The 21,184-nt window shown below is 75.7% G+C and carries 10 protein-coding genes; 3 read left to right on the top strand and 7 right to left on the bottom strand.

Annotation, left to right across the window (positions count from 1 at the left end; genetic code table 11):
- Positions 1-112: 112 nt before the first annotated feature.
- The 6 genes from K7I03_RS03805 to K7I03_RS03830 form a co-directional block, all read right to left on the bottom strand.
- Positions 113-4,648: a non-ribosomal peptide synthetase gene (locus K7I03_RS03805; RefSeq protein ID WP_185942019.1), complete on the bottom strand. Its 4,536-nt coding sequence runs from the start codon at positions 4,646-4,648 to the stop codon at positions 113-115.
- Positions 4,641-9,659 carry a non-ribosomal peptide synthetase gene (locus K7I03_RS03810; protein ID WP_185942020.1) on the bottom strand — a complete coding sequence of 1,673 codons (5,019 nt, stop codon included), beginning with the start codon at positions 9,657-9,659 and terminating at the stop codon, positions 4,641-4,643. Before K7I03_RS03810 ends, K7I03_RS03805 begins: the two co-directional genes overlap by 8 nt.
- A gap of 77 nt (positions 9,660-9,736) precedes the next feature.
- The gene (locus K7I03_RS03815; protein ID WP_185942021.1) at positions 9,737-13,063 is read right to left on the bottom strand and encodes a non-ribosomal peptide synthetase; all 3,327 of its coding nucleotides are present in this window, start codon (positions 13,061-13,063) and stop codon (positions 9,737-9,739) included.
- A 555-nt stretch (positions 13,064-13,618) separates the two neighbouring features.
- On the bottom strand, positions 13,619-13,870 hold the full coding sequence (locus tag K7I03_RS03820) for a phosphopantetheine-binding protein (RefSeq protein ID WP_185942022.1): 252 nt from the start codon (positions 13,868-13,870) through the stop codon (positions 13,619-13,621).
- A gap of 553 nt (positions 13,871-14,423) precedes the next feature.
- Positions 14,424-15,911, bottom strand: coding sequence for an MFS transporter (locus K7I03_RS03825; RefSeq protein WP_185942023.1), 1,488 nt, complete (start codon positions 15,909-15,911; stop codon positions 14,424-14,426).
- Between the two features lie 85 nt (positions 15,912-15,996).
- Positions 15,997-16,878 carry a siderophore-interacting protein gene (locus K7I03_RS03830; RefSeq protein ID WP_185942024.1) on the bottom strand — a complete coding sequence of 294 codons (882 nt, stop codon included), beginning with the start codon at positions 16,876-16,878 and terminating at the stop codon, positions 15,997-15,999.
- 286 nt (positions 16,879-17,164) lie between these two features.
- On the opposite strand from K7I03_RS03830, the gene K7I03_RS03835 reads away from it, so the two are divergent.
- Positions 17,165-17,776 (top strand): TetR/AcrR family transcriptional regulator, encoded by a 612-nt coding sequence (locus tag K7I03_RS03835; RefSeq protein WP_185942025.1) that lies wholly within the window; start codon positions 17,165-17,167, stop codon positions 17,774-17,776.
- Between the two features lie 15 nt (positions 17,777-17,791).
- On the opposite strand, the gene K7I03_RS03840 is transcribed toward K7I03_RS03835, so the two are convergent.
- Positions 17,792-18,808 carry an ABC transporter substrate-binding protein gene (locus tag K7I03_RS03840; protein WP_224346856.1) on the bottom strand — a complete coding sequence of 339 codons (1,017 nt, stop codon included), beginning with the start codon at positions 18,806-18,808 and terminating at the stop codon, positions 17,792-17,794.
- Between the two features lie 247 nt (positions 18,809-19,055).
- Between K7I03_RS03840 and K7I03_RS03845 the strand changes: the two genes are divergently transcribed.
- A complete protein-coding gene (locus K7I03_RS03845) occupies positions 19,056-20,105 on the top strand; it encodes a FecCD family ABC transporter permease (RefSeq protein WP_185942026.1) in 1,050 nt (349 codons plus the stop codon).
- On the top strand, positions 20,102-21,169 hold the full coding sequence (locus K7I03_RS03850; protein WP_185942027.1) for a FecCD family ABC transporter permease: 1,068 nt from the start codon (positions 20,102-20,104) through the stop codon (positions 21,167-21,169). Before K7I03_RS03845 ends, K7I03_RS03850 begins: the two co-directional genes overlap by 4 nt.
- Positions 21,170-21,184 lie beyond the last annotated feature (15 nt).

The raw sequence follows: 21,184 nt of genomic DNA on the forward strand, positions 1-21,184 counted from the left end.
GTTGGGCCTGGTGTGACCGACGAGCTGATCGCGACAGCACAGCGCACCTGGTATTTCTCCACGATCTCGACGCCCCGGAGGCGGGTCGCCGAGGTCGTTGGACACCTGACGCTCAGCCGGCCCCCCACCTCGCCTCCAGGGCCGCGATCGCCGCCTCGTCCAGGGTGACCAGCGGGAAGTCGGAGGGCGTGTGCCCGCCCGCGTCCGGCCGGTCGAGGCGGGCGGCGAGGTGTTCCAGGGCCTCCCGCCAGGCCGCCACGTCCGGGACGTCCGGGGCTTCGGCGGTGCGGTGGACGGTCAGCGTCAGACCGCCGTCCGGGGCCGTCCCTTCCACGTGAAGGTGGAGCGGACCGTGTGGCGGGACGGGCGGGGGCGCCGGCCACTCGTCGGCGGGAGCGGGCGCCCAGTCGCCCGTCCCGGCCGGCGGGCGGTGGACGGACGTCCAGTGCGCGTCCGGGGCGTCCGCCGCGCCCGGCCCGGTGCGCAGCAGCTCCTTGACCCGCTTGAGCAGCACGTCGTCACCGCCCGGCCGGTGCGGCCCCGGCGGCAGCCGGACGGCGACGTCCCGCCCGAACGGGCCGACGGTGGCGGTGAACGGCCCCCGTTCGGCGCGCACGACGCCCACCGCCAGGCCGGGCGAGGCGAGGGCGAGGCCGGTGAGGAGCACGTCGTCCAGGCTCGCGTGGAAGCGGGCCGCGACGCGGGCGAGGGCCGCGGCGAGCTCGGGCGGGGCCAGTTCGGCCGTCGTGGCGACGGTCGCGGGCGTGCCGGTGCCCGCGGCTCCGGCGCTCGCGGCCCCGGCGCTCGTCTGAGCGAGCGCCCAGGCCGCGAACGGCGCCGGTTCCGGGTCGAGTTCACCGCCCCCGGCGGCGGTGGCGAGATCGGCGGCGAGGAGGCGGACGGACTCCTCGTCCGCGGCCGCCGGATGCACGGTGAGCAGCAACCGGCCCTGGTCGCGCGGGCCGCGGTCCCACCAGAGGGCGTCGAGGAGGACGCCGCGCTCCGGCGCGAGCCGGTCCTGGGCGGCGGCAGCCTCGGCGGTGAGGTCAGGCCGCTCGCCGGTGATCCGGGTCGGCACGGCGGCGGGGTGCGGGGTGCCCGGAGCGGCGGGGCCGGGAGCGGCGGGGCCCGGCCCGTCGGACGGCAGACCGGAGCCCGCGCCGGCGGAGTGCGACGTGCCCGGAGCGGCAGGGCGCAGCCCGTCGGGCGTGAGGGTAGAGCGGAGGGTGGGGTGCCGGTCGACGACGGCGGTCAGGGCGGCGGTGAGGCGTTCCGCGGTCAGGGCGGCGGGGGTGCGCAGGAGGAGGGTGTGCGGGGGTGTGCCGTCGGCGGCCCGGCGGTGCGCGAGCGGGGGCAGGGGGATGGTGGGCCGGTCGTCGTTCCCGGGGCGTGCCGCGGCCGCGGCCAGGGCCTCGACCGTCTGGTGGCGGAAGACGTCCCAGGGTGAGATCGGCAGTCCGGCGGCGGTGGCGCGGCCGGCGAGCTGGACGGCGACGATGCTGTCGCCGCCCAGGGCGAAGAAGCTGTCCCTGACGCCGACGTCGGGCAGTCCGAGGACCTGCGCGAACAGGCCCGCGAGCCGTTCCTCCGCCGGCGTCGCGGGCCGGTCCCCGCCGGTCCGGGCCGCGAAGTCGGGGGCCGGCAGGGCGCGGCGGTCGACCTTGCCGTTGGGGGTCAGGGGCAGCGCGTCGAGCGGAACGACGGCGGCCGGGACCAGGTGGTCGGGGAGCAGTCCGCGCAGGTGCTCGCGGAGCGCGTCGGGGTCGGCGGACGCTCCGGGGGCGGGTATCACGTACGCCACCAACTGGCGCCCTGCCACCGGGTGTTCGTGGACCGTGGCCACCGCCTCGGCGACGTCCGGACGGCCGGCGGTGAGCGCGGCCTCGATCTCGGCCGGCTCGACGCGGAAGCCGCGGATCTTCACCTGGTGGTCGGTCCGGCCCAGGTACTCCAGGCGGCCGTCGGCGCGGGCCCTGACCAGGTCGCCGGTGCGGTACATCCGGGTGCCGGGCGGCCCGTAGGGATCGGCGACGAAGCGGGCGGCCGTTGGCCCGGGGCGGCGCAGGTAGCCGCGGGCGAGTCCGGCGCCCGCGAGGTACAACTCCCCCGCGCTGCCGGGCGGGACGGGTTGCAGGTCCGCGTCCAGGACGTAGGCGGCGGTGTTCCACAGCGGCCGGCCGACGACCGGGTCGGCGTCCGTGACGTCGGCGTACAGGCTGTCGGCGCTGACCTCGGAGGACCCGTACAGGTTGAGCAGCCGGGCGTCCGGGAACGCGGCGGCGAACGCGCGGGCCGTCTCGGGGCGCAGCGCCTCGCCGCTGCTGACCCAGGTGTCGACGCCGGCGAACAGGTCGCGTTCGGCGGGCGGCAGGGCGGTGACGGCGGCCAGCAGGCTGGGGACGACGGTGAGGCGGGTGGCCCGGTGCTCGTGGACGAGGGCGGCCAGCTCGGGCAGGCTGCGGGCGGCGATCCGGTCGGCGAGGACGACCGTTCCGCCGTGCAGCAGCGGCCCGAGGAGCTCGCCGGTCCCGTCGACGAAGCTCAGCGACGTCTTGGCGCAGACGCGGGTGCCGGGCCGCCACGGGTGCCGGTCGTGGAACCAGGCCAGCCGGTTGGCCAGCCCGCGGTGGACGCCGACGACGCCCTTGGGCGCGCCGGTGGAGCCCGAGGTGTAGATGACGTAGGCGGCCCCCAGGGGATCGACGCGGGGTCGGGGCCCGGCCGGGTCGCGGTCGGGCAGGGCGGCGAGTTCGGCGCGTACGGCCGGGTCGTCGAGGACGAGGGGGGTGCCGGGGCCGTCGCCGGGCAGGGCCACGTCGGAGGTGGTGACCAGCAGCGCCGGGCGGGCGTCGCGGCGGACGGCGGCGATGCGCTCGGCGGGGTAGTCGGGGTCCAGCGGCAGGTAGGCGGCGCCGGACTTCAGGACGGCGAGGACGGCGGCGACCAGGTCGGCGGTGCGGTGCAGCGCGAGCGCGACGAGCGTCTCGGGGCCCGCGCCCCGGGCCGTGAGCAGCCGGGCCAGCCGGTCGGCGCGGGCGTCCAGCGCGGCGTACGTGAGCTCCTCGGCGCCGGCGATCAGCGCGGTGGCGTCGGGCGTCCGGGCCGCCTGCCGTTCGAACAGCTCCCCTAGGGCGGCGTCCGGGAAGGGGTGGGCGGTGGCGTTCCCCTCCTCCAGCACCCGCCGGCGCTCCGCCGCGTCGAGCAGCGGCGCCCGCCGGACGGGGAGTCCGGGGTCGGCGAGCAGCCCGTCCAGCAGCGTCTCGAAGCGGCGCAGCAGGCCGTCGACGGTCTCCGCGCGGAACAGGCCGGTGCGGTAGGTGGCTTCGAGGGCGAGCCGGTCGCCGGTGGCCACGGCGGCGAGGGTCAGCTCGAACTGGCTGGTGCCGTTGCTCACCGGGCGCGGGCGGACGGCGAGGCCGGGCAGCGTGAAGGTGTCGAACGCCTCGGTGCGCAGCAGGAACATCACGTCGAACGGAGTGATCCGGCCGGCGGTCCGCGGGGGGCGCAGCTCCTGGAGGACGTGCTCGAACGGCAGGTCCTGGTGCTCGTAGGCCGCGGTGCACAGCGAGCGTACCCGCTCGGTCAGTTCGGCGAAGGTGGGGTCGCCGTCCAGGCGGGTGCGGAGCAGCAGGGTGTTGTCGAAGTTGCCGACGACGGACGCGTACTCGGCCCGGTCGCGGTTCATCGCCGGCGTGCCGACGGCGATGTCGCGCGCGCCGGTGTGCCGGTGCAGCAGCACGGTGACGGCGGCGAGCAGCACCATGAACGGGGTGGCACCGCTGCCGCGCGCGAACCCGCGCAGCCGCACGGCGAGTTCGTCGGGAAGGGCGCGGACGGCCGTGGCCCCTTCGTCGTCGGCGACCGGGGTGCGCGGGTGGTCGGTGGGCAGGGCGACGGGGTCCGGCCAGGGGTCGAGGTGGCGGCGCCAGTGGTCGAGGCGGGCCCGGGTCCGCTCGGGCGTCAGCCGCTCGCGCTCACGGCGGGCGAACGCGGCGTACTGCGGGACGGGCGCCGGGCCGGGCCCGCCCCCGCCGGTGCGCCGCCGGTAGCTGGCGGCGAGGTCGCGCAGCAGCACCTCCCAGCTGCCCTCGTCGACGGCGATGTGGTGGGCGACGAGCACGAAGAGGTGTGTCTCGGCGCCGGTACGGAACAGGGCGGCGCGCAGCGGGAGTTCGGCCGCGAGGTCGAACGGTCGCCGCCCGAGCGTACGGGCGCCGCGTACCGCCTCGCCGTCGCGGAGACCGGGCGCGAGGCCGGTCAGGTCGGTGACGGGCACGGGGACGTCCCGGCCGGTGACGACGTGCTGGACGAGCGTGCCGTCGGGCGCCTCGCGGTGCGTGGTGCGCAGAACGCGGTGGCGGTCGGCCACATCGGTGAGGGCGGCGGCCAGGGCCTCGGTGCCCAGGGGGCCGGCGAGGTCGAAGGCGAGGGTGAGGTTGTAAGCGGCGGTGTGCGGCGAAAGGTTCTGGAGGGCCCACATGCGGCGCTGCGCGGCGGACGGCACGAGGAGCTCCGCCTCGGGGAGCTCCGCCTCGGACGCGGCGGCCGGCGCGGACCGGGCGAGCCCACGCTCGGCCAGTCGGCGGCGCAGCAGCGCGCGTTTGCGCTCGGCGAGCGGTTCGGCGTCGGTGGCCGGGCGGTCAGACACGGTGGCGGGAACCTTCCTCGCGGGGGCGGGGGCCGCCCTGGGCGGGTGGGGTGGGGCGGGTGAGGGCGGACCCGCCGGGGGCCGGCACTGCGGGGCCGGATGCTCCGGGGCCGGACCCTCCGGGGGCGGACGGCCGGAGCGCGGACGCTCCGGGGGCAGCCCCTCCCGAGACGGGCACTCCAGGGCCGGACGTCCCGGGCGCAGCCTCTCCAGGAACAGGCCCCTCAGGGGCAGACGCCCCGGGCGCGGATGCTTCGGACGCAAGCCCTCCGACGGCAGGCCCTCCGACGGCATCCCCTCCAGGCGCGGACGCTCCGAGGGTGGAGGCCGTGGACGCAGACGCCCCGGACACGGACGCCCCGGACGCAAGCCCTCCGCCAGCCGGCCCCCCAGGCACGGACCCCCCGCGACCGGCCCCTCCCGCGGCGGCGCCCGGCCCACCGGCCCCGGCCCGCCCCGCGCACGCGCTCACCGCCTCCAGGGCCCGGAACCACAGGTCGGCCAGTTCTCCCACCGACTCCTCCGGCAGCAGCGCCGCCGGCCAGGACCAGCGGACGTGCAGTTCGGGCCCGTCCGCCCGTTGGAGCGCGTAGGCGTTGACGTCCAGGACGTAGCCGGCCGGCATCGCCGGGTCGGCGGCGGCGCTGAAGTCGGCGGCCTCCTCGGCGAGGGTGAACTCGCCGTCGGCCGTCTCGCCGGTGGCGAACCGGCCCAGGTAGTTGAACTCGATCTGCGGCTGCGGCAGTCCGGCCAGCGCCGGGCCCGCCTCCGGGTCGAGGTGGCGCAGCAGCCCGTGGCCGATGCCGTGGTCGGGGACGGTACGGAGCCGGTCGCGGACGGAGCGGACGAGGCCGGCGAGGGGCGGGCCGCCGGCCAGGGCGGCGGCGGTGTCGGCCGGGCCGGGGTCGAGGCGGACGGGGTGGACGGCGGTGAACCAGCCGACCGTGCGGGAGAGGTCGGCACCCGGGACGAGCTGGTCCTCGCGGCCGTGGGCTTCGAGGGCGACGAGGACGGCGCGCCGCGCGGGGTCGGTTCCGGCGCGTTCGCGCCAGACGGTGAGGGCCAGCGACAGAGCGGCGAGGAGGACGTCGTTGACGGACGCGCCGAGGGCGGCGGGAGTGTCGGTGAGCAGCCGCCCCGCGCGGTCCGGCGGCAGGGTGCGGTCGACGTGGCGCAGGCTGCCCTTGGTGTCGCGGCGCGGGTCGGGGGCGAGGCCGGGCAGCAGGGGTTCGGCGCCGGCGGCCATGGCGGTCCAGAGCGGGAGTTCGGCGCGCCGGCCGCCGGCGGCCGCCTGCTCGGCGAGGGCGCGGGCCCAGTGCCGGAAGGAGGTGCGGACGGGTTCGAGGGCGGGCGGCTCGCCGGCCGCCGCCGCGCGGCAGGCGGCGGCGAGGTCGGGCAGCAGGACGCGCCAGGAGACGCCGTCGACGACGAGGTGGTGGCCGAGGACGAGGAGCCGGGCGTCGGCCGGGTCGTCGGTGTCCAGCCGGACGGCGAGGAAGACGACGCCGGCGGCGGGGTCGAGCCGGTCCAGGGCGGCTTCGTACGCGGCGGCGAGGAGCCGGTGCGCGGCCTCGGCGGACAGCCCGGTCGCGTCCACCCGCCGGACGGCGTCGGCCGCGAGGACCGAGCCGGGCGGGCGGGTCTCCAGTACGCCCGTGGCCTCGTCGAAGCGGGCGCGGAGCATGTCGTGCCGGTCGAGGAGGGCCTGGACGGCGGTGAGGAGGTGGTCGTGGCCGAGGCCGGCGGGGAGACGCAGCAGGTTTCCCTGCGCGTAGCGGCCGATGGGACCGCCGGTGCCGGTGAGCCAGTGCATGATCGGGGTGAGGGGGAGGACCCCGATGCCGTCGTCGTCGCCGGCCGGGGCGTCCTCGGCGGCGGTCGCGGCGGCGAGGGCGGCGACGCTCGGCGCGGTGAAGACGTCCTTGGGCGAGATGGCCAGGCCGGCGGCGCGGGCGCGGCCGGTGAGCTGGATGGAGACGATGCTGTCGCCGCCGAGGGCGAAGAAGTCGTCGTCGGGACCCACCTCGTCCACGCCGAGGAGTTCGGCGATCAGCGCGCAGAGCAGCTTCTCGCGCGGGGTGCCCGGCGGCCGGGATCCGGAGCCGGCGGCGGCCGGGACGGGGAGGGCGGCCCGGTCGAGCTTCCCGTGGGCGGTGAGCGGGAGTTCGGGGACGACGGCGACGCCGGCCGGGACCATGTGGGCGGGCAGGGTGGCGGCGAGGAAGTCCCGCAGCTCCCCCGGCGCGGGCTCGGCGCCGGCGGCGGGCACGGCGTAGCCGTACAGCCGTTTGACGCCCGGGCGGTCCTCGCGGACGACCACCACCGCCCGTTCGACGTCCGGATGGGCGGCGAGGGCGCTCTCGGTCTCGCCGGGCTCCACCCGGAAGCCGCGGATCTTGACCTGGTCGTCCGTCCGGCCGGTGAAGTCGAGCTGCCCGTCGGCGGTCCAGCGGACCACGTCGCCGGTGCGGTACATCCGGGTGCCGGGCGGCCCGAAGGGGTCGGCGACGAAGCGGCCGGCCGTCACGCCGGGCCGCCGCAGGTAGCCGCGGGCGAGGCCGTTGCCGGCCAGGTACAACTCGCCGTCCACGCCCGCCGGTACGGGGTTGAGGTAGGTGTCGAGGACGTAGGCGCGGGTGTTGCCGATGGGCCGGCCGATGACGGGCCGCTCGCTGTCGCGGGTGTCGGCGACGACGGTGTCCACGGTGCACTCGGTGGGCCCGTAGAAGTTGTACGTACGGGTGTCGGGCAGCGCGCGTAGCCGCTGCCACATGGCGTCGGGCACGGCCTCGCCGCCCACGCCGAGCCCGGTGAGCCGGGCGGGCCGGCCGTCCCGCCCGCCGGCGGCCAACTGGCCGTAGAACGAGGGCGACACCTCGATGAAGTCGATCGCTCGCTCCTCCAGCCAGGCCAGGTGCAGGGCGGGGTCGCGGCGCGTGTCCTCGTCCAGGATCTCGATCGTGTGCCCGTCGAAGAGGGCGACGAGCGGCTGCCAGGAGGCGTCGAAGGAGAACGACCAGCCGTGCCCGACGCGCAGCCGCCGCCCGGCCGCCTCGGCGGCGGGCCCGTACACCTGCCGCCGGTGACTGGCCAGCAGGCTCACCACGTTGCGGTGCACGGTGACGACGCCCTTGGGGGCGCCGGTGGAACCGGAGGTGTAAATGACGTAGGCGGGGTGGCCGGGGAGCAGCGGGCGCGGCAGGTCGGCGTCGGTGACGGGGTCGCCGGGGAGGTCGGCCAGCGCTTCCCGGAAAGCCGGGTCGTCGACGGCCAGGGCGGGCAGTCCGCCGGGGACGCCGGCCGGCGGTTCGCCGACGGTGAGCAGCAGCCGCGGCCGGGCGTCGGTCAGCATGTGCGCGACCCGCGCGGCCGGGTACTCGGGGTCGACGGGCACGTAGGCGGCGCCCGCCTTCTGGACGGCGAGCAGGGCGGTGACGATGTCGAGGCCGCGCGGCATCGCGAGGGCGACGAGGTCCTCGGGGCCGACGCCCTCGGCGACGAGCCGGCGGGCGAGGCGGTTGGCGCGGGCGTCGAGCTCGGCGAAGGTCAGCGTCTCGCCGGCGAAGACGACGGCGGGCGCGTCGGGCCGGGCGGCCACCTGGCCGGCGAACAGGCCGGGGAGGGTGGCGTCCGGTACGTCCACGGCGGGCCCGCGCCCGTCGGCGAGGAGGCGCGCGCGTTCGTCGTCCGCGAGGACGTCCAGGCGGCCCACCGGGCGGTCGGGTGCGTCGAGGAAGGCGGTGACGAGCCGTTCGAAGCGGCCGGCCAGGGTATGGGCGGCGGCGCGGTCGAGGACGTCGGGCTGGTACTCGAAGGAGACGGTCAGCCGGCCGTGGAGGAGCAGCGGGACGAGGGTCACCGGGTAGTGGGTGGCGTCCCGGTTGGCGATGCCGCTGACTTCGAGGCCGCCGGCGGTGCGGGCGTTCTCCAGGCTCTCGGTGACGTCGGGGGCGTTCTCGAAGACGACGAGGGTGTCGAAGAGTTCGCCGGTGCCGGCGGCGCGCTGGATGTCGGCGAGGCCGAGGTCGTGGTGGGGCAGCAGGGCGGCCTGCTCGGCCTGGAGCCGGGCGAGGAGGCCGGTGAGCGGCTCGTCGGGCCGCAGGGTGACGCGGACCGGAACGGTGTTGATGAACAGGCCGATCATCGTCTCGACCCCGGGCAGGCCGGCGGGGCGGCCGGAGACGGACGCGCCGAACACCACGTCGCGGCTGCCCGTGAGTCTGCCGAGCAGGATGCCCCAGAGGCCCTGCACCACGGTGTTGAGGGTGAGCCCTCTGCTCCGGGCCAGGGCGCCGAGGCGGGCGGTGGTGGCCTCGTCCAGGGTGAGCGGGACGACGTCGGGGGTGCGGGCCGCCCGGGCGCGGCCGGGGCCGTAGAGGTGGGTGGGGCCGGGGAGGCCGGCGAGGGCGGTGCGCCAGGCGGCCTCGGCGGGGGCCTTGTCCAGCGTGGCGAGCCGGGCGAGGTGGTCGCGGTAGCGGCGGGGGGCGAGCAGGGCCGCGGGGTCGCCGCCGTGGGCGTGGAGCTCGACGAGTTCGCGGACGAGCAGCGGCACCGACCAGCCGTCGAGGAGGATGTGGTGGCTGTGCAGGACGAGCCGGTGGAGGCGGTCGGCGAGCCGGATCAGCCGGAAGCGCATCAGCGGCGGTTCGGTGAGGTCGAAGCGGCGGGCGCGGTCCTCGCGGAGGACGGCTTCGAGGGCGTCCTCCCGTTCTCCGGCCGGCACGTGGCCGAGATCGGTCTCCTCCCAGACCGGCTCGACGGCCTTGGGGATCACCTGGACCGGCCGCCGGACGCCCTCGTTCCAGAAGGCGGCGCGCAGGTTGGGGTGGCGGTGCAGCAGCGCCCCGGCGGAGCGGCGCAGCACGGCGCGGTCCAGCGGTCCGCGCAGTTCCAGGATGAGCTGCATGGTGTAGACGTCGTGGGCGCTCTCGTCGAAGAGCGCTTGGAAGAGCAGCCCCTCCTGCAAGGGCGCGAGCGGCAGTACGTCCTCGATGCCCGGCCGCTTCGTCATGGGTCGTTCCCCTCGTTCCCCTGATTCCGTTCCCTGCGGATTACCGGCCGGGCGCCGCGCGGGCGCCCGGCCGGGGTTCAGAGCTGCGACGCGATCTCGTCGGGTGTGAGTCCCTCGATCTCCAGCCAGACCCCGGCCACTTCCTCCAGCCGCGCCGGATCGTCCTCGGCGGCCCGCAGTTCGGCGGCGAGCCCGGCGACGGTGGGGGCGGCGAAGACCGCGCGGACGGTGACGTCGGGGATGTCGAGGGACTCACGGATCCGGCCGACGATCCGGGTGGCGAGCAGCGAGTCGCCGCCGAGCGCGAAGAAGTCGTCGTCGGGTGCGACGGCGGGGGCGCCGATGACCTCCTGCCAGATGCCGGCCAGGACGCGCTCCAGGGCGGTGGCGGGGGCGCCCGGCTTCTCCTCGGCCGGCTTCTCTTCCTCGACGGCGGCCAGGGCGCGCCGGTCGACCTTGCCGTTGGCGGTCAGCGGGAAGCGGTCGGTGAACCGCAGGCTGCCGGGGACCATGTGCTCGGGGAGCCGCTCGCGCAGCAGGTCCAGCACCTCGTCGACGGTGGGCGTCGGGTGTCCGGTACGCACGGTGGCGTGGGCGGCGAGGCCCCGGTACCCCGGGCCGTCCGGCCGGGGCACGGCGACGGCCACGGCCGAGGCGACGTCCGGGTGGGCCCGCAACGCGGCCTCGATCTCACCGAGTTCGACGCGCCGGCCGCGGATCTTCACCTGGGAGTCGGCGCGGCCGGCGAACTCGATGGTGCCGTCGGGCCGGAAGCGGCCCAGGTCGCCCGTGCGGTAGAGGCGTTCGCCGGTGACGGGGTGGGGGACGAACGCGGCGGCGGTGCGCTCGGCGTCCTCCCAGTAGCCCGCCGCGACGCCGGGCCCGGCGCAGTACATCTCCCCCGTCACCCCGTCGGGCACGTCCCGCATCCCGTCGTTGAGCAGGTGGTAGCGGGTGTTGGCGATGGGCCGGCCGTACGGGATGGTGGGCAGCGCGGTGTCGGCCTCGGTGACCGGGTGCCAGATGTTCCAGAGGGTCGTCTCGGTGGGTCCGCCGACGCCGACGACGCGCACGCCGGGCAGGGAGCGGAGCAGCCGTTCCGGCACGTGCGGGGGTATCCAGTCGCCGCCGAGCAGGACGAGCCGCAGCGAGGCCGGCGGGCGGGCGGCGGTGCGGGCGTCCTCCAGGAGCATCTCCATGGCGGCGGGGACGGAGTTCCACAGCGTCACGCCGTGCGCGGCGACGAGTTCGGCCCAGTGGGCGGGGTCGCGGTCGCGGCCGGGCTCGGGGACGACGACGGAGCCGCCCGCGCCGAGGACGCCGAAGAGGTCGAAGGTCGACATGTCGTGGTGGAGCGCGGTGACCGCGAGCGCGCGGTCGTCCGGGCCGATCCCGAACGCGTCGAGGGTGGCCAGCAGGGCGTTGACCATGCCCCGGTGGCGGATCATGGCGCCCTTGGGCTCGCCGGTGGAGCCGGAGGTGAACAGCAGGTAGGCGAGGTCGTCGGGGCCCTGGGCGGGCGGCAGCGGGCCGGCGGACAGGCCGTCGAGGCCGGTGTCGACGGGCAGGACGCGGATGCCGAGTTCGGCGGGGAGGGCGTGGGCGGCCGGTTCGGCGGACCGGGTCAGCAGGTGCCGGGCGCCGGTGCGGCGCAGGATGCCGTGCAGCCGGGCGGCGGGCTGCCGCGGGTCCAGCGGGACGTACGGGGTGCCGGCGAAGAGGGCGCCGTACGCGGCGGCGATCTGCTCCCAGCCGCGGTCCATGACGACGGCGACCGGGCGGCCGGGCTCGGCGCCCTCGCGGCGCAGCCAGTGCGCCACCCGCCGGGCGCGGTCCGCGAGTTCGCCGTAGGAGAGGGTGGCGTCGGGGGCGATGACGGCGATGTGCTCGGGGTGCTCGGCCGCGTGCCGGGCGAAGAGGTCCTGGACCAGCAGGTCCGGTACGGGACGTTCCGGACCGGCGGCGCCTTTCCGTATGCCGTCGGGGCGGAGGGGCAGCGGCTCGTCCCAGGCGGCCTCGTCGGCCTCCAGCCGGTCCAGGAGGTCCCGGAACGCCGCGAACATGGCGTCCATGAGGCCGGCGGGGAACAGTTCGTCGACGGCGTCCCAGTTGACGTAGAGGTCACCGTCGTGCTCGTCGATCTGCACGTCGAGGTAGACCTGCGGCGTCTGCGAGATGGTGTACACCTCCTCCAGCAGGCCGCCGAGCAGCGGCCGGTCGCCGCCGCGCAGACCGATGGTGCTGGTGAGCACGACGGGCATCAGCGCCTGCCGGAACCCGCCCTGGTGGCGGACGAGTTCGCGGAGCAGTTCCACGCCGGTGACGTGCTGGTGGGCGAGGTCGCGCCAGCCCTGCTCCTGGACGCGGGCGGCGCGCTCGGCGAAGGTCCCGGGGGTGCGGTGGTCGACTTCGAGGAGGGAGAACGACGCGAACTCGCCGAGGACGCGGTCGGCTTGCGGCAGCAGCGGCAGCCTGTTCATCCGCGGGATGTTGAGGGTGAAGCGGGCGCTCTCGCCCCAGTGCGCCAGCACCTCGGCGAAGGCGGCGATGGCCAGGCCGCTGGGGGTGAGCCCGGCGTGGGCGGCGCGGGTCTTCAACCGCTTCCAGCGGGCGGCGGCCATCCGGTGGCGGCGGCCGGTGAACGTATGCCGGGTGAGCTCGGCGGGGTCGCGGACGAGCGGCAGGCGGGGCGAGGGCGGCAGGCCGGGCAGCCGGTCCGTCCAGTAGGCGCGGGAGGCGCGGTACTCGTCGGAGTCCCGGGTGGCGGCCTCGGCGAGGACGTAGTCGCGGAACGTCGTCTCCAGCGGCGGGAGTTGGGCGTCCGGGTCGGCGTAGTACGCGGAGAGGTCGGCGAGCAGCAGCTTCCAGCTGAGGAAGTCGAGGATCAGGGCGTCGAAGTCGACGTGGACGCGGGTGCGGTCGTCGGCGAGCCGGCTGAGCACGACGCCGAACAGGAACGGGCCGTCGGCCGGGAGCACCCGGTGGGACATCGCGCCCCGGATCGCGGCGAGCCGGGCCCGCACGGTCTCCTCGTCGGCGCCGCGCAGATCGACGGTCTCGATGGGCAGGGGCGGCACCTCGGGGCGGATCCACTGCTCGCCGCGCTCGGGGTCGATGGCCAGCCGCAGGACGTCGTGCCGGGTGACGACGCGCTCCCAGGCGGTACGGAAGCGGGGGAGGTCGAGGTCGCCCTCGAACTCGTAGTAGGCGTGGGTGGAGACGTTCCCGAGCTCGAACGCGCCGGTGCGGCCCAGGAGATACGCCTGCTGGGTGTCGGTGAGGGGGAAGGGGGCGTGGCGGGCGGCGGGGCCGGGGGTGGGTGCGGATGCGGATGCCGGTCCGGGCGTGGGTGTGGGTGTGGGTGTGGGTGCGGCGGGGACGGGTCGGGGCAGGTCGTGGGCCACCTGGGGGTCGCCTTTCCTTCGGTGCGCGGTGCGCCGCCCCGACCGGCCGGACCGCGGGGACACGCGGCACGGGCCCCGCCGTAGCCGCCGCCCGGGCGGAACCGGCAGCGGGACGGGACCGGCCGGGGCCTGGCGTGCGTCCGAGTACGGATCGGTCCGCGGGACGTCCGGGGCGCGGGATGAGCGGGCGGGGTGAGCGGGCGGGACGAACGGGCGGGGTGAGCGGCGAGGGTGGGAAGCGGGTGGAGTCGGGGACGGGTGCGCAGCGGGCGGGGCGGTGGGGCGGTGGGCGGCGTCGAGGCAGGGGCCCGCGACCCGCACTCCCTTACCGCCCCTTTCCTTCGAATTTCCTTCGGATTTCCTTCGAAGCGGGGGAATTCCGGGCCGGCGGCGGCCTTTTCCTCCCCTTCCGCCACGTGACGGAATCCGGTCGGACGCTTTTCGGCCTATCGGCCGGATTTCGGACGGTGGTTTATCCGGGCACTTCTTTTCGGCCGCCGGTTTCCGGCCCCCTCCGGCTCGGCACCGGCCGCGCCCGGAAGGCGGCGGAGCCGCCTAGCCGACCGCGCCGGCGAAGAGTTCCGACCACTCCCGGACGGTGGGCCGCTTCGCCAGCTCGACGTACGGCACGTCGACTCCCCGGGACCGCCATCGGGTGGTGAGGGTCATCAGACGGATGGAGTCGAGCCCTTCGGCGAGCAGGTTGTCGTCGAGCCCGACCTCGTCGACCGTGAGGTCGAGGATCTCGGCGACGTCCGCCCTGATCTCGTCGATCGGCAGCGGCGCGGGGTCCGGCAATGTCGTCATCTCCTCGGGCAGGGGCGCCGTGACGGGCGCCGGGGCCGACGCCCGGGCGGGCGGACGCGGCGCCCGGCGGCACGGCGGTCGGGGTCGCGGGTTCGGCCGGGAGGGGGGAACCACGGCAGTGAGAACGAGGGGCAAGGCGCGGGCCGGGGAGGCGGCCGTTCAGCGCTCGGAACGGACCGGTTCGACTCGGATCGGACACCGCCGACGGAATGGGACGGAATCCTGCGTGAGCACTCGCCCAATCCTTTCGTCGCGCCCGTATTCCACATCCTCAATGCCGCAAACTTAGCAAGGGTTGCCTTACCTGACCACACGACGGATCCGTGTCCCACGTCACACTACTTTACGCATATAACGCGAGGTCAGGAGCGTGCCAGGGAAGGGCCATTCACCCCTGGTGAGACGGGAGCCCGCGCCCGTCCCGGACCGGCCGTCCCGCCACGCTCCGTACGCGCCGGCGGGGACGAGCCGAGACGGAGGGGACGGGTTCCGCGTGCGGGGGCGCGGGGGCACAGGCGTGCGGGGGCGCCGATCGCGCTCCCCGCCCATACCGTCAGGACACGGACGTCGGCGCCGGCTCCACCTCGTCCGGTCCGGCCACCGTCCCCGCGTCCCGCCGCGGCCGCCCCGGGAGGACGGCCGTCAGTAGCGCCGCCACCGCCAGCAGTCCCGCGCCCGCCAGCAGGGCCAGGCCGTAGCCGTCGTTCAGCGCCACCAGCGGCGCGCCGCCGCGGTCGGTGAGCGTCGTCGTCCTGCTCGTCGCCACGCTCACCGTGACCGCCAGCCCCAGCGAACCGCCCACCTGCTGGGCGCTGTTGAGGATGCCGGAGGCCATCCCCGCGTCGGTCGGCGGTACGCCGGTGGTCGCGGCGTGGGCCAGCGGGACCACGCACGCGCCGATGCCCAGGCTGGTGACCAGCGACGGGCCGAGGACGTCGGTGAGGAAGCCGCCGTCGGCGCTGACGCGGCTGAACCAGAACAGGCCCAGCGCCCCGACAAGCGCGCCGGCCGCCGCCGGCACCCGCGGCCCGGTCCGGGCGTACACCCGCCCGACGAGCATGGCGCTGGTGACGAAGCCCAGGCAGAAGGGGATGAACGCCAGGCCGGCGACGGCCGGGCTGTAGTCCAGGACCCGCTGGAGGTAGAGCGAGACGAAGTAGAAGCTGGCGAACTGGCCAGCCGCGAGCAGCAGCATGGTCACGTTCGCCCCGCTGACCGTCCGGCGGGCGAACAGCCCCAGCCGCACCAGGGGGCTGCGGGCGGCCCGGGCCTCGTACAGCACGAAGCCCGCGAGCAGCGGCACCGCCGCACCCAGCAGGCCCAGCGTCAGCGGCGAGGACAGCGGGTGGTCGCCGGTGCGCCCCACCCCGTACACCAGAGCGGCCAGTCCGGTCGTGGCGAGGAGCGCGCCGCCCACGTCGAGCCGGCTGCGGTGCCCGGGCCGGCCGTCGGGGATCATCCGGCCGGCCACCGCGGCGAGCACCACGACGGGCACGTTGATCAGCAGCACCCAGCGCCAGTCCAGATACTCGGTGAGCACCCCGCCGATCAGCACCCCGGCCGCGCCGCCCGCCGAGCCGGCCGCGCTCCACCAGCCCAACGCCCGCCCTCGGGACGGCCCTTCGGGGAAGCAGGTGGTGACGATCGTCAGCGCGGCGGGGGCGAGGACGGCCGCACCCAGGCCCTGCACCGCGCGGGCGGCGACCAGTTGGCCCGGTGACTGGGCGATCCCGCCGGCCAGGCTGGCCAGGCCGAACAGGCCGAGTCCCCACCAGAGCACCAGCCGCCGCCCGTAGAGGTCGGCGATCCGGCCGCCGAGCAGCAGGCAGCCGCCGAAGACCAGGGTGTACGCGTTCACCACCCACAGCAGCCCGGACTCGGTGAAACCCAGGTCCTCGCGCATGGCCGCCAGGGCCACGTTCACCACGGAGGCGTCCAGGGTCACCATGAACTGGACGGCCACCACCACCGCCAGCACCCAGCCGTACCGGATGCCTTCCCCGGCCTCGGCCGGCACTTCAGCCCGTACTTCGTCCCGCACGTCGCGCTCCTGTCTGTTCTTCCGGGACCGTCTCGGTTCTTCCGGGCCTTTCCGGACCCGGGTTCGGGCCGCCGCTCGTCCTGTCTCAGACCTTCGACCGGACGGCCTCGTGGGCGACCCCGTCCGCGTCACCCCGGCCCGCGTCGTCCCGGTTCACGTCGTCGCCCTCGGTGGCCACCCACTGCTCGACCGTCATGCCGTGCCGCCAGTAGCCGGAGGCGTCGAGGGCGCTGCGCTCCAGGCCGCGCTCGTGGAGCAGATGGCGGCGGACGGCCCGGACGGCGCTCGCCTCGCCGGCGACCCAGGCGTGCACCACGCCCTCGGGCCAGGCCAGTTCGCGGACCGCGCGTTCCATCGGCGTAGGAGAGCGCCATCCGGCACGGTCGCGGCGCACCCAGCGGATCTCGGTGCCGGGGGGCGCCTCCAGGTACTGCTCGTCGTCCTCGTCCGCCACTTCGGCGATCACCAGGGCCCGGGCACCGGACGGTATGCGTTCCAGCATGGTGGCGATGGCGGGCAGGGCGGTCTCGTCGCCGGCGATGAGGTGGACGTCGGCCTCGGGGGCGGGGGTCCAGCCTCCCGTCGGCCCGGCGATGCCGAGCAGGTCGCCGGGGCGGGCCCGGCGGGCCCAGTCGACGGCGCGGCCGTCGCCGTGCACGACGAAGTCGATGTCCAGTTCCAGGGTGGCCGGGTCGAAGCGGCGCACCGTGTACGAGCGGGCGTGCGGGATGGCCGCGCCCTCGGGGTACCGCATGCCGGTGGGGCCGATCTCCGGCAGGGCGGGCGCGCGTTCGCCCGGCGCGGGGAAGAAGAGTTTGACGCGTTCGTCGGCGGTGCGGCCGGCGGCGAAGCCGCGCAGCGTCTCGCCGCCGACGCGCAGCCGCAGCATGCGGGGGGTGAGCGCGGTGGCCCGCAGCAAGGGGGCCAGATAGGTCTCGATCCGGGCTCGCGGGAGCCGCTTGCGCATACTTCCCTCGGCTCGCCTCATCGGCGGCCACCTCATTTCCGTGGGTCTCGCTCCTCGGGCTCGATCGAGCGAGAGAAATCCTACATGTATAAAAAAGCTACCCTCAAGCTCTCGCGGCGACCGAGGACCACCGCGGGCGCGACCGGGAACCGCCACGGGCGCGAGCGAGGACCGCCGCGGGCGCGAGCGGGTACGGAGAAAGGGCAGAACGCTGGCCGGCAACAGCACTTCCAGTAGCAGCAGCACCAAGCGGGGCCGACCGCCCCGGCTGTCCCGCGAGCACATCGTGGCCGCGGCCTACGAGATCATCCTCAAGGAGGGCGCCGAGCACCTGACGATGCGCCGGCTGGCGGCGGCGCTGGACAGCACCGCCATGGCCGTCTACTACCACGTGCGGGACAAGGACGAACTGCTCGCCCTCGTCCTGGAGCACGTCGCCCGCAACCTCCCCCGGCCGCCGCTCCCCGACGACCCGAGGGAGCGGCTGGTGGTCGTCTGCGGCCTGATGCACCAGGCGTTCGCCGACCACCCGTGGGTGGTGCCCATCGTGGCCCGCGGCGAACTCGTCGGCATGTCGGCGGTGTGGATGACCGAGGAGATCCTCGGCGCCCTCACCGCCTACGGGCTCGGCCGCGAGGAGGCGTTCTGGGCGCACCAGACGCTCTGGTACTACACGGCCGGCCATGCCCTCTCGACGCCGCCGCGCTCGCTGCCCGAACCGGGCGACGGAGCGGGCGGCGGGAGGGGCCGGCACTACCCCGAGACCGCCGCCGCCCCGGAGACGGCGGCCGCGTACCCGCACGTCACCTCCTATGCCGAGGACTCACGGGAGTTGGAGGCCCGGTACGACTACGAGCAGGGGATCCGGCACATCCTGGACGGGGTGCTGAACACCTGATGACCCGGACGGCCTTCAGCCGGCCTTCAGCCGGCCACCGGCCGGCCGTCTGCCGACCTTCCTCCCCTTCTCCAGCGCCTCCGCGAGCCGTTCCATCAGCGGGGCGTAGCCCGCGTAGGTGAACTGGGCCTCGTTGTTCCACGGGACGACCTGCCCGGCCTTGACCGCCGGCAGGTCGTTCCAGGTGGGCTTGGAGCGCGCCACCTCGTCCAGCGGCATGTTGTTGGACCGCTGGTCGTAGAAGAGGATGTCGGGGCGGTAGGCGTCCGCGTTCTCCCAGCTGTGCTTCTCCCAGTAGCCGGGCGGGCCGGGACGCTCCGGGACGATCAACCGGACGCCCAGCTCACGGTAGTAGCGCAGGTCGGGCAGCTTGTCGGGGACGGCCGCGGAGAGCGCGTCGGGCTGGGCGGCCACGGCGAGCACCCTCAGCCCGCCGTTGGCCTTCGCCGCGCGGCGCAGCCGTTCCGCGGCCCGCTCGAACCGGGCCTTGGCGTCGACGACGGCCGTTGCCCGCAGGTCGGCGCCCAGGGACTTGGCGAGTTCGGCGTACCGCTCGACGGCCCGGACGAGGGAGACGTCGGAGGTGCGGATGCCGACGCTCGGCGCGAAGCCGAGGATCTTCTTCTCGCTCTGCTCGGGCAGCAGCCACAGGTGCTGTCCCACGTTGACGTTGCCGACGAGGAGTTGGGGGCGCAGCGCCGCGTACCTCTCGATCGAGAACTGCCCGGTGCCGCCCAGCGACGGGAGCCGCTCCACGTCCAGGGTCCCGGCCTGCGGGGCGGGTTTGCCGTCCTTGAGCTTCGCCGGGCCGTAGACGGCGGCGCAGTCGATGCCGTAGTCGTGCAGGGCGGCGGCGGAGGCGACGTACGCGACGATGCGCTGGGGGGTGGATCCGGCCTTGGCCGTCTCGCCGCGGTCGTCGAGGAAGCTCCAGCCGTCCCCGGAGCCGCCGCCCGCGCCCTTGCCGGAGCCGTCGGCGTCCGAGTCGCCGTCCGAGCCGCCGCAGGCCGTCAGCAGTGCGCCGACGCCCAACGCGCCTCCGGTGGTGAGCAGTCGGCGGCGTGACAGCGGCCCGGACGGCCGCCGATCGGCTGTCCGACGTCTCGTCAACTCGCTGCGTACGCGGTCGGGGGCAGTCAAGGCGCCTCGCTCTCATCGCGGGTTCCGCGGACCGGCGCGCCCGGGTGCGGCGGGCGGCCGACGGGAATTCCCTGGGAAATCCGACAAAGCAGGTTTACGCATATAGCTGGACCAAGTGAGGTTAGGCTAACCTACCTGAATGCTGTTGAACAGGCCGGCGCCCGTCGCGGCGGCACCTCCTCCCCCGGCGGTGCGGCGACGCCAAGTCCCCTATCCGGCAATGCTCCTGACGTCGTGTGCGGTCCTGCTGCTGCTCGTCGTCCTCAGCCTGGTGATCGGCGCCCGGGCGGTGCCGCCCGGCCATGTGTGGCACGGGCTGTTCGACTTCACCGGCACCACCGACGACATCGTCGTCCGCCGCGTCCGCCTCCCCCGCACCCTGCTGGGGCTGCTGGCCGGCGCCTCGCTGGGCCTCGCCGGAGCGGTCATGCAGAGCCTGACCCGCAACCCGCTGGCCGACCCGGGACTGCTCGGCATCAACGCCGGCGCCTCCGCGGCGGTGGTCACGGCGATCAGCTTCCTCGGCGTCACCTCTCTGACGGGCTATGTGTGGTTCGCCTTCCTGGGCTCCGGGGTCTGCGCGGTCCTCGTCTACCTCATCGGCGGCAGCCGCTCGGCCACCCCGGTGCGGCTCGCGCTCGGCGGCACGGCCGTCTCCGCCGCGCTGCACGGGTACATCAACTCCGTACAGCTGATGGACTCCGCCGCGCTGGACCGGCTCCGCTTCTGGACCGTCGGCTCGCTGGCCTCCGCCCACGCGGGCATCGTGCTGCGGGTCGCGCCCTTCCTGCTCGCCGGCATGGTCCTCGCGCTGGCCCTCGCCCGCCCGCTGAACTCCGTCGCCCTCGGCGACGACGCCGCCCGCGCCCTGGGCACGAACCTCACCCGCACCCGCGCGGCGTCCTTCCTGGCCATCACCCTGCTGTGCGGGGGCGCGACGGCGGCCTGCGGCCCGATCGCCTTCGTCGGCCTGATGGTCCCGCACATCGCCCGCTCCTTCACCGGCCCCGACCTGCGCCGCCTCCTCCCCCAGTCGGCGGTGCTCGCCGCGGTGCTGCTGCTCGCCGCGGACATCGCCGGACGCGTCGTCGTACGGCCCGCGGAACTCCAGGCCGGCATCGTGACGGCGCTGGTGGGAGGCGCGGTCTTCCTCCACCTGGTCCGGCGCAGAAAGGTGGCGCAGCTGTGAACTCCCGTACCCCCGGCGCCCGGGTGCCCGTCCGCGGCCGGGTCCTCCGCCCCGGCGGCCGCCTCTCGGTCCGCTTCGACCCGCGCTCCCTCCTCGTCTGCGCGGCGCTGACGGCCGTGGCGCTGCTGGCGGCGCTGGCGCTGCTCGGCAGCGGCGACTACCCGCTGTCGGTCGCGGACGTCGCCCGTACGCTCATGGGCGACGGCAGCCCGGCCGACGAGGCGATCGTCAACGAACTCCGGCTGCCGCGCGGCCTGGCCGCCCTGCTCGTCGGCGCGGCCCTGGGTCTGGCCGGAGCGGTCTTCCAGAGCATCGCCCGCAACCCGCTGGGCAGCCCGGACGTCGTCGGGTTCGGCCAGGGCTCGGCCACCGGGGCGCTCTGTGTCATCGTCGTCCTGCACGGCGACAGCACCGCCGTCGCGGCCGGCGCGGTGGCCGGCGGCCTGCTCACCGGGGTGCTGGTGTACGCGCTCGCCTGGCGCCGCGGCGTCCACGGCTACCGGCTCGTGCTCGTTGGCATCGGCACGGCCGCGGTGCTCACCGCCGGCAACGGATACCTGCTCACCGAGGCAGAGTTCAGCGACGCGCAGCGGGCCGTCATGTGGCTGACGGGCTCGCTCGACGGGCGGAGCTGGGACGAGGTGGGGCCGCTCGCGGTGGCCTGCGCCGTCCTGCTGCCGGTGGTCGCCGCGTACGGCCGCCGCCTCTCCACGATGGAACTCGGCGACGACGCGGCGCACGCGCTCGGGGTGCCGGTGGAGCGGACCCGCCTGGTCCTGATGGCCGCCGCCACCCTCCTCACGGCCGCGGCCACGGCGGCCGCCGGCCCGATCGGCTTCGTCGCCCTCTCGGCCCCCCAACTCGCCCGCCGCCTCACCCGCTCCCCCGGCCCCCAACTCGCCCCGGCCGCCTGCATGGGCGCGGCCCTGCTGATCGGCGCCGACTGGGCCTCCCAACACCTTTTCGGCGCCGACCGTCTGCCGGTGGGTGCGGTGACGGGCGTCCTGGGCGGCGTGTACCTGGTCTGGCTCCTGGTGACGGAACGCCGCGCGGGCCGGGTGTGAGCGCACCCTTCGGCC

Source organism: Streptomyces mobaraensis (genome assembly GCF_020099395.1).
Classification (GTDB): Bacteria; Actinomycetota; Actinomycetes; order Streptomycetales; family Streptomycetaceae; genus Streptomyces.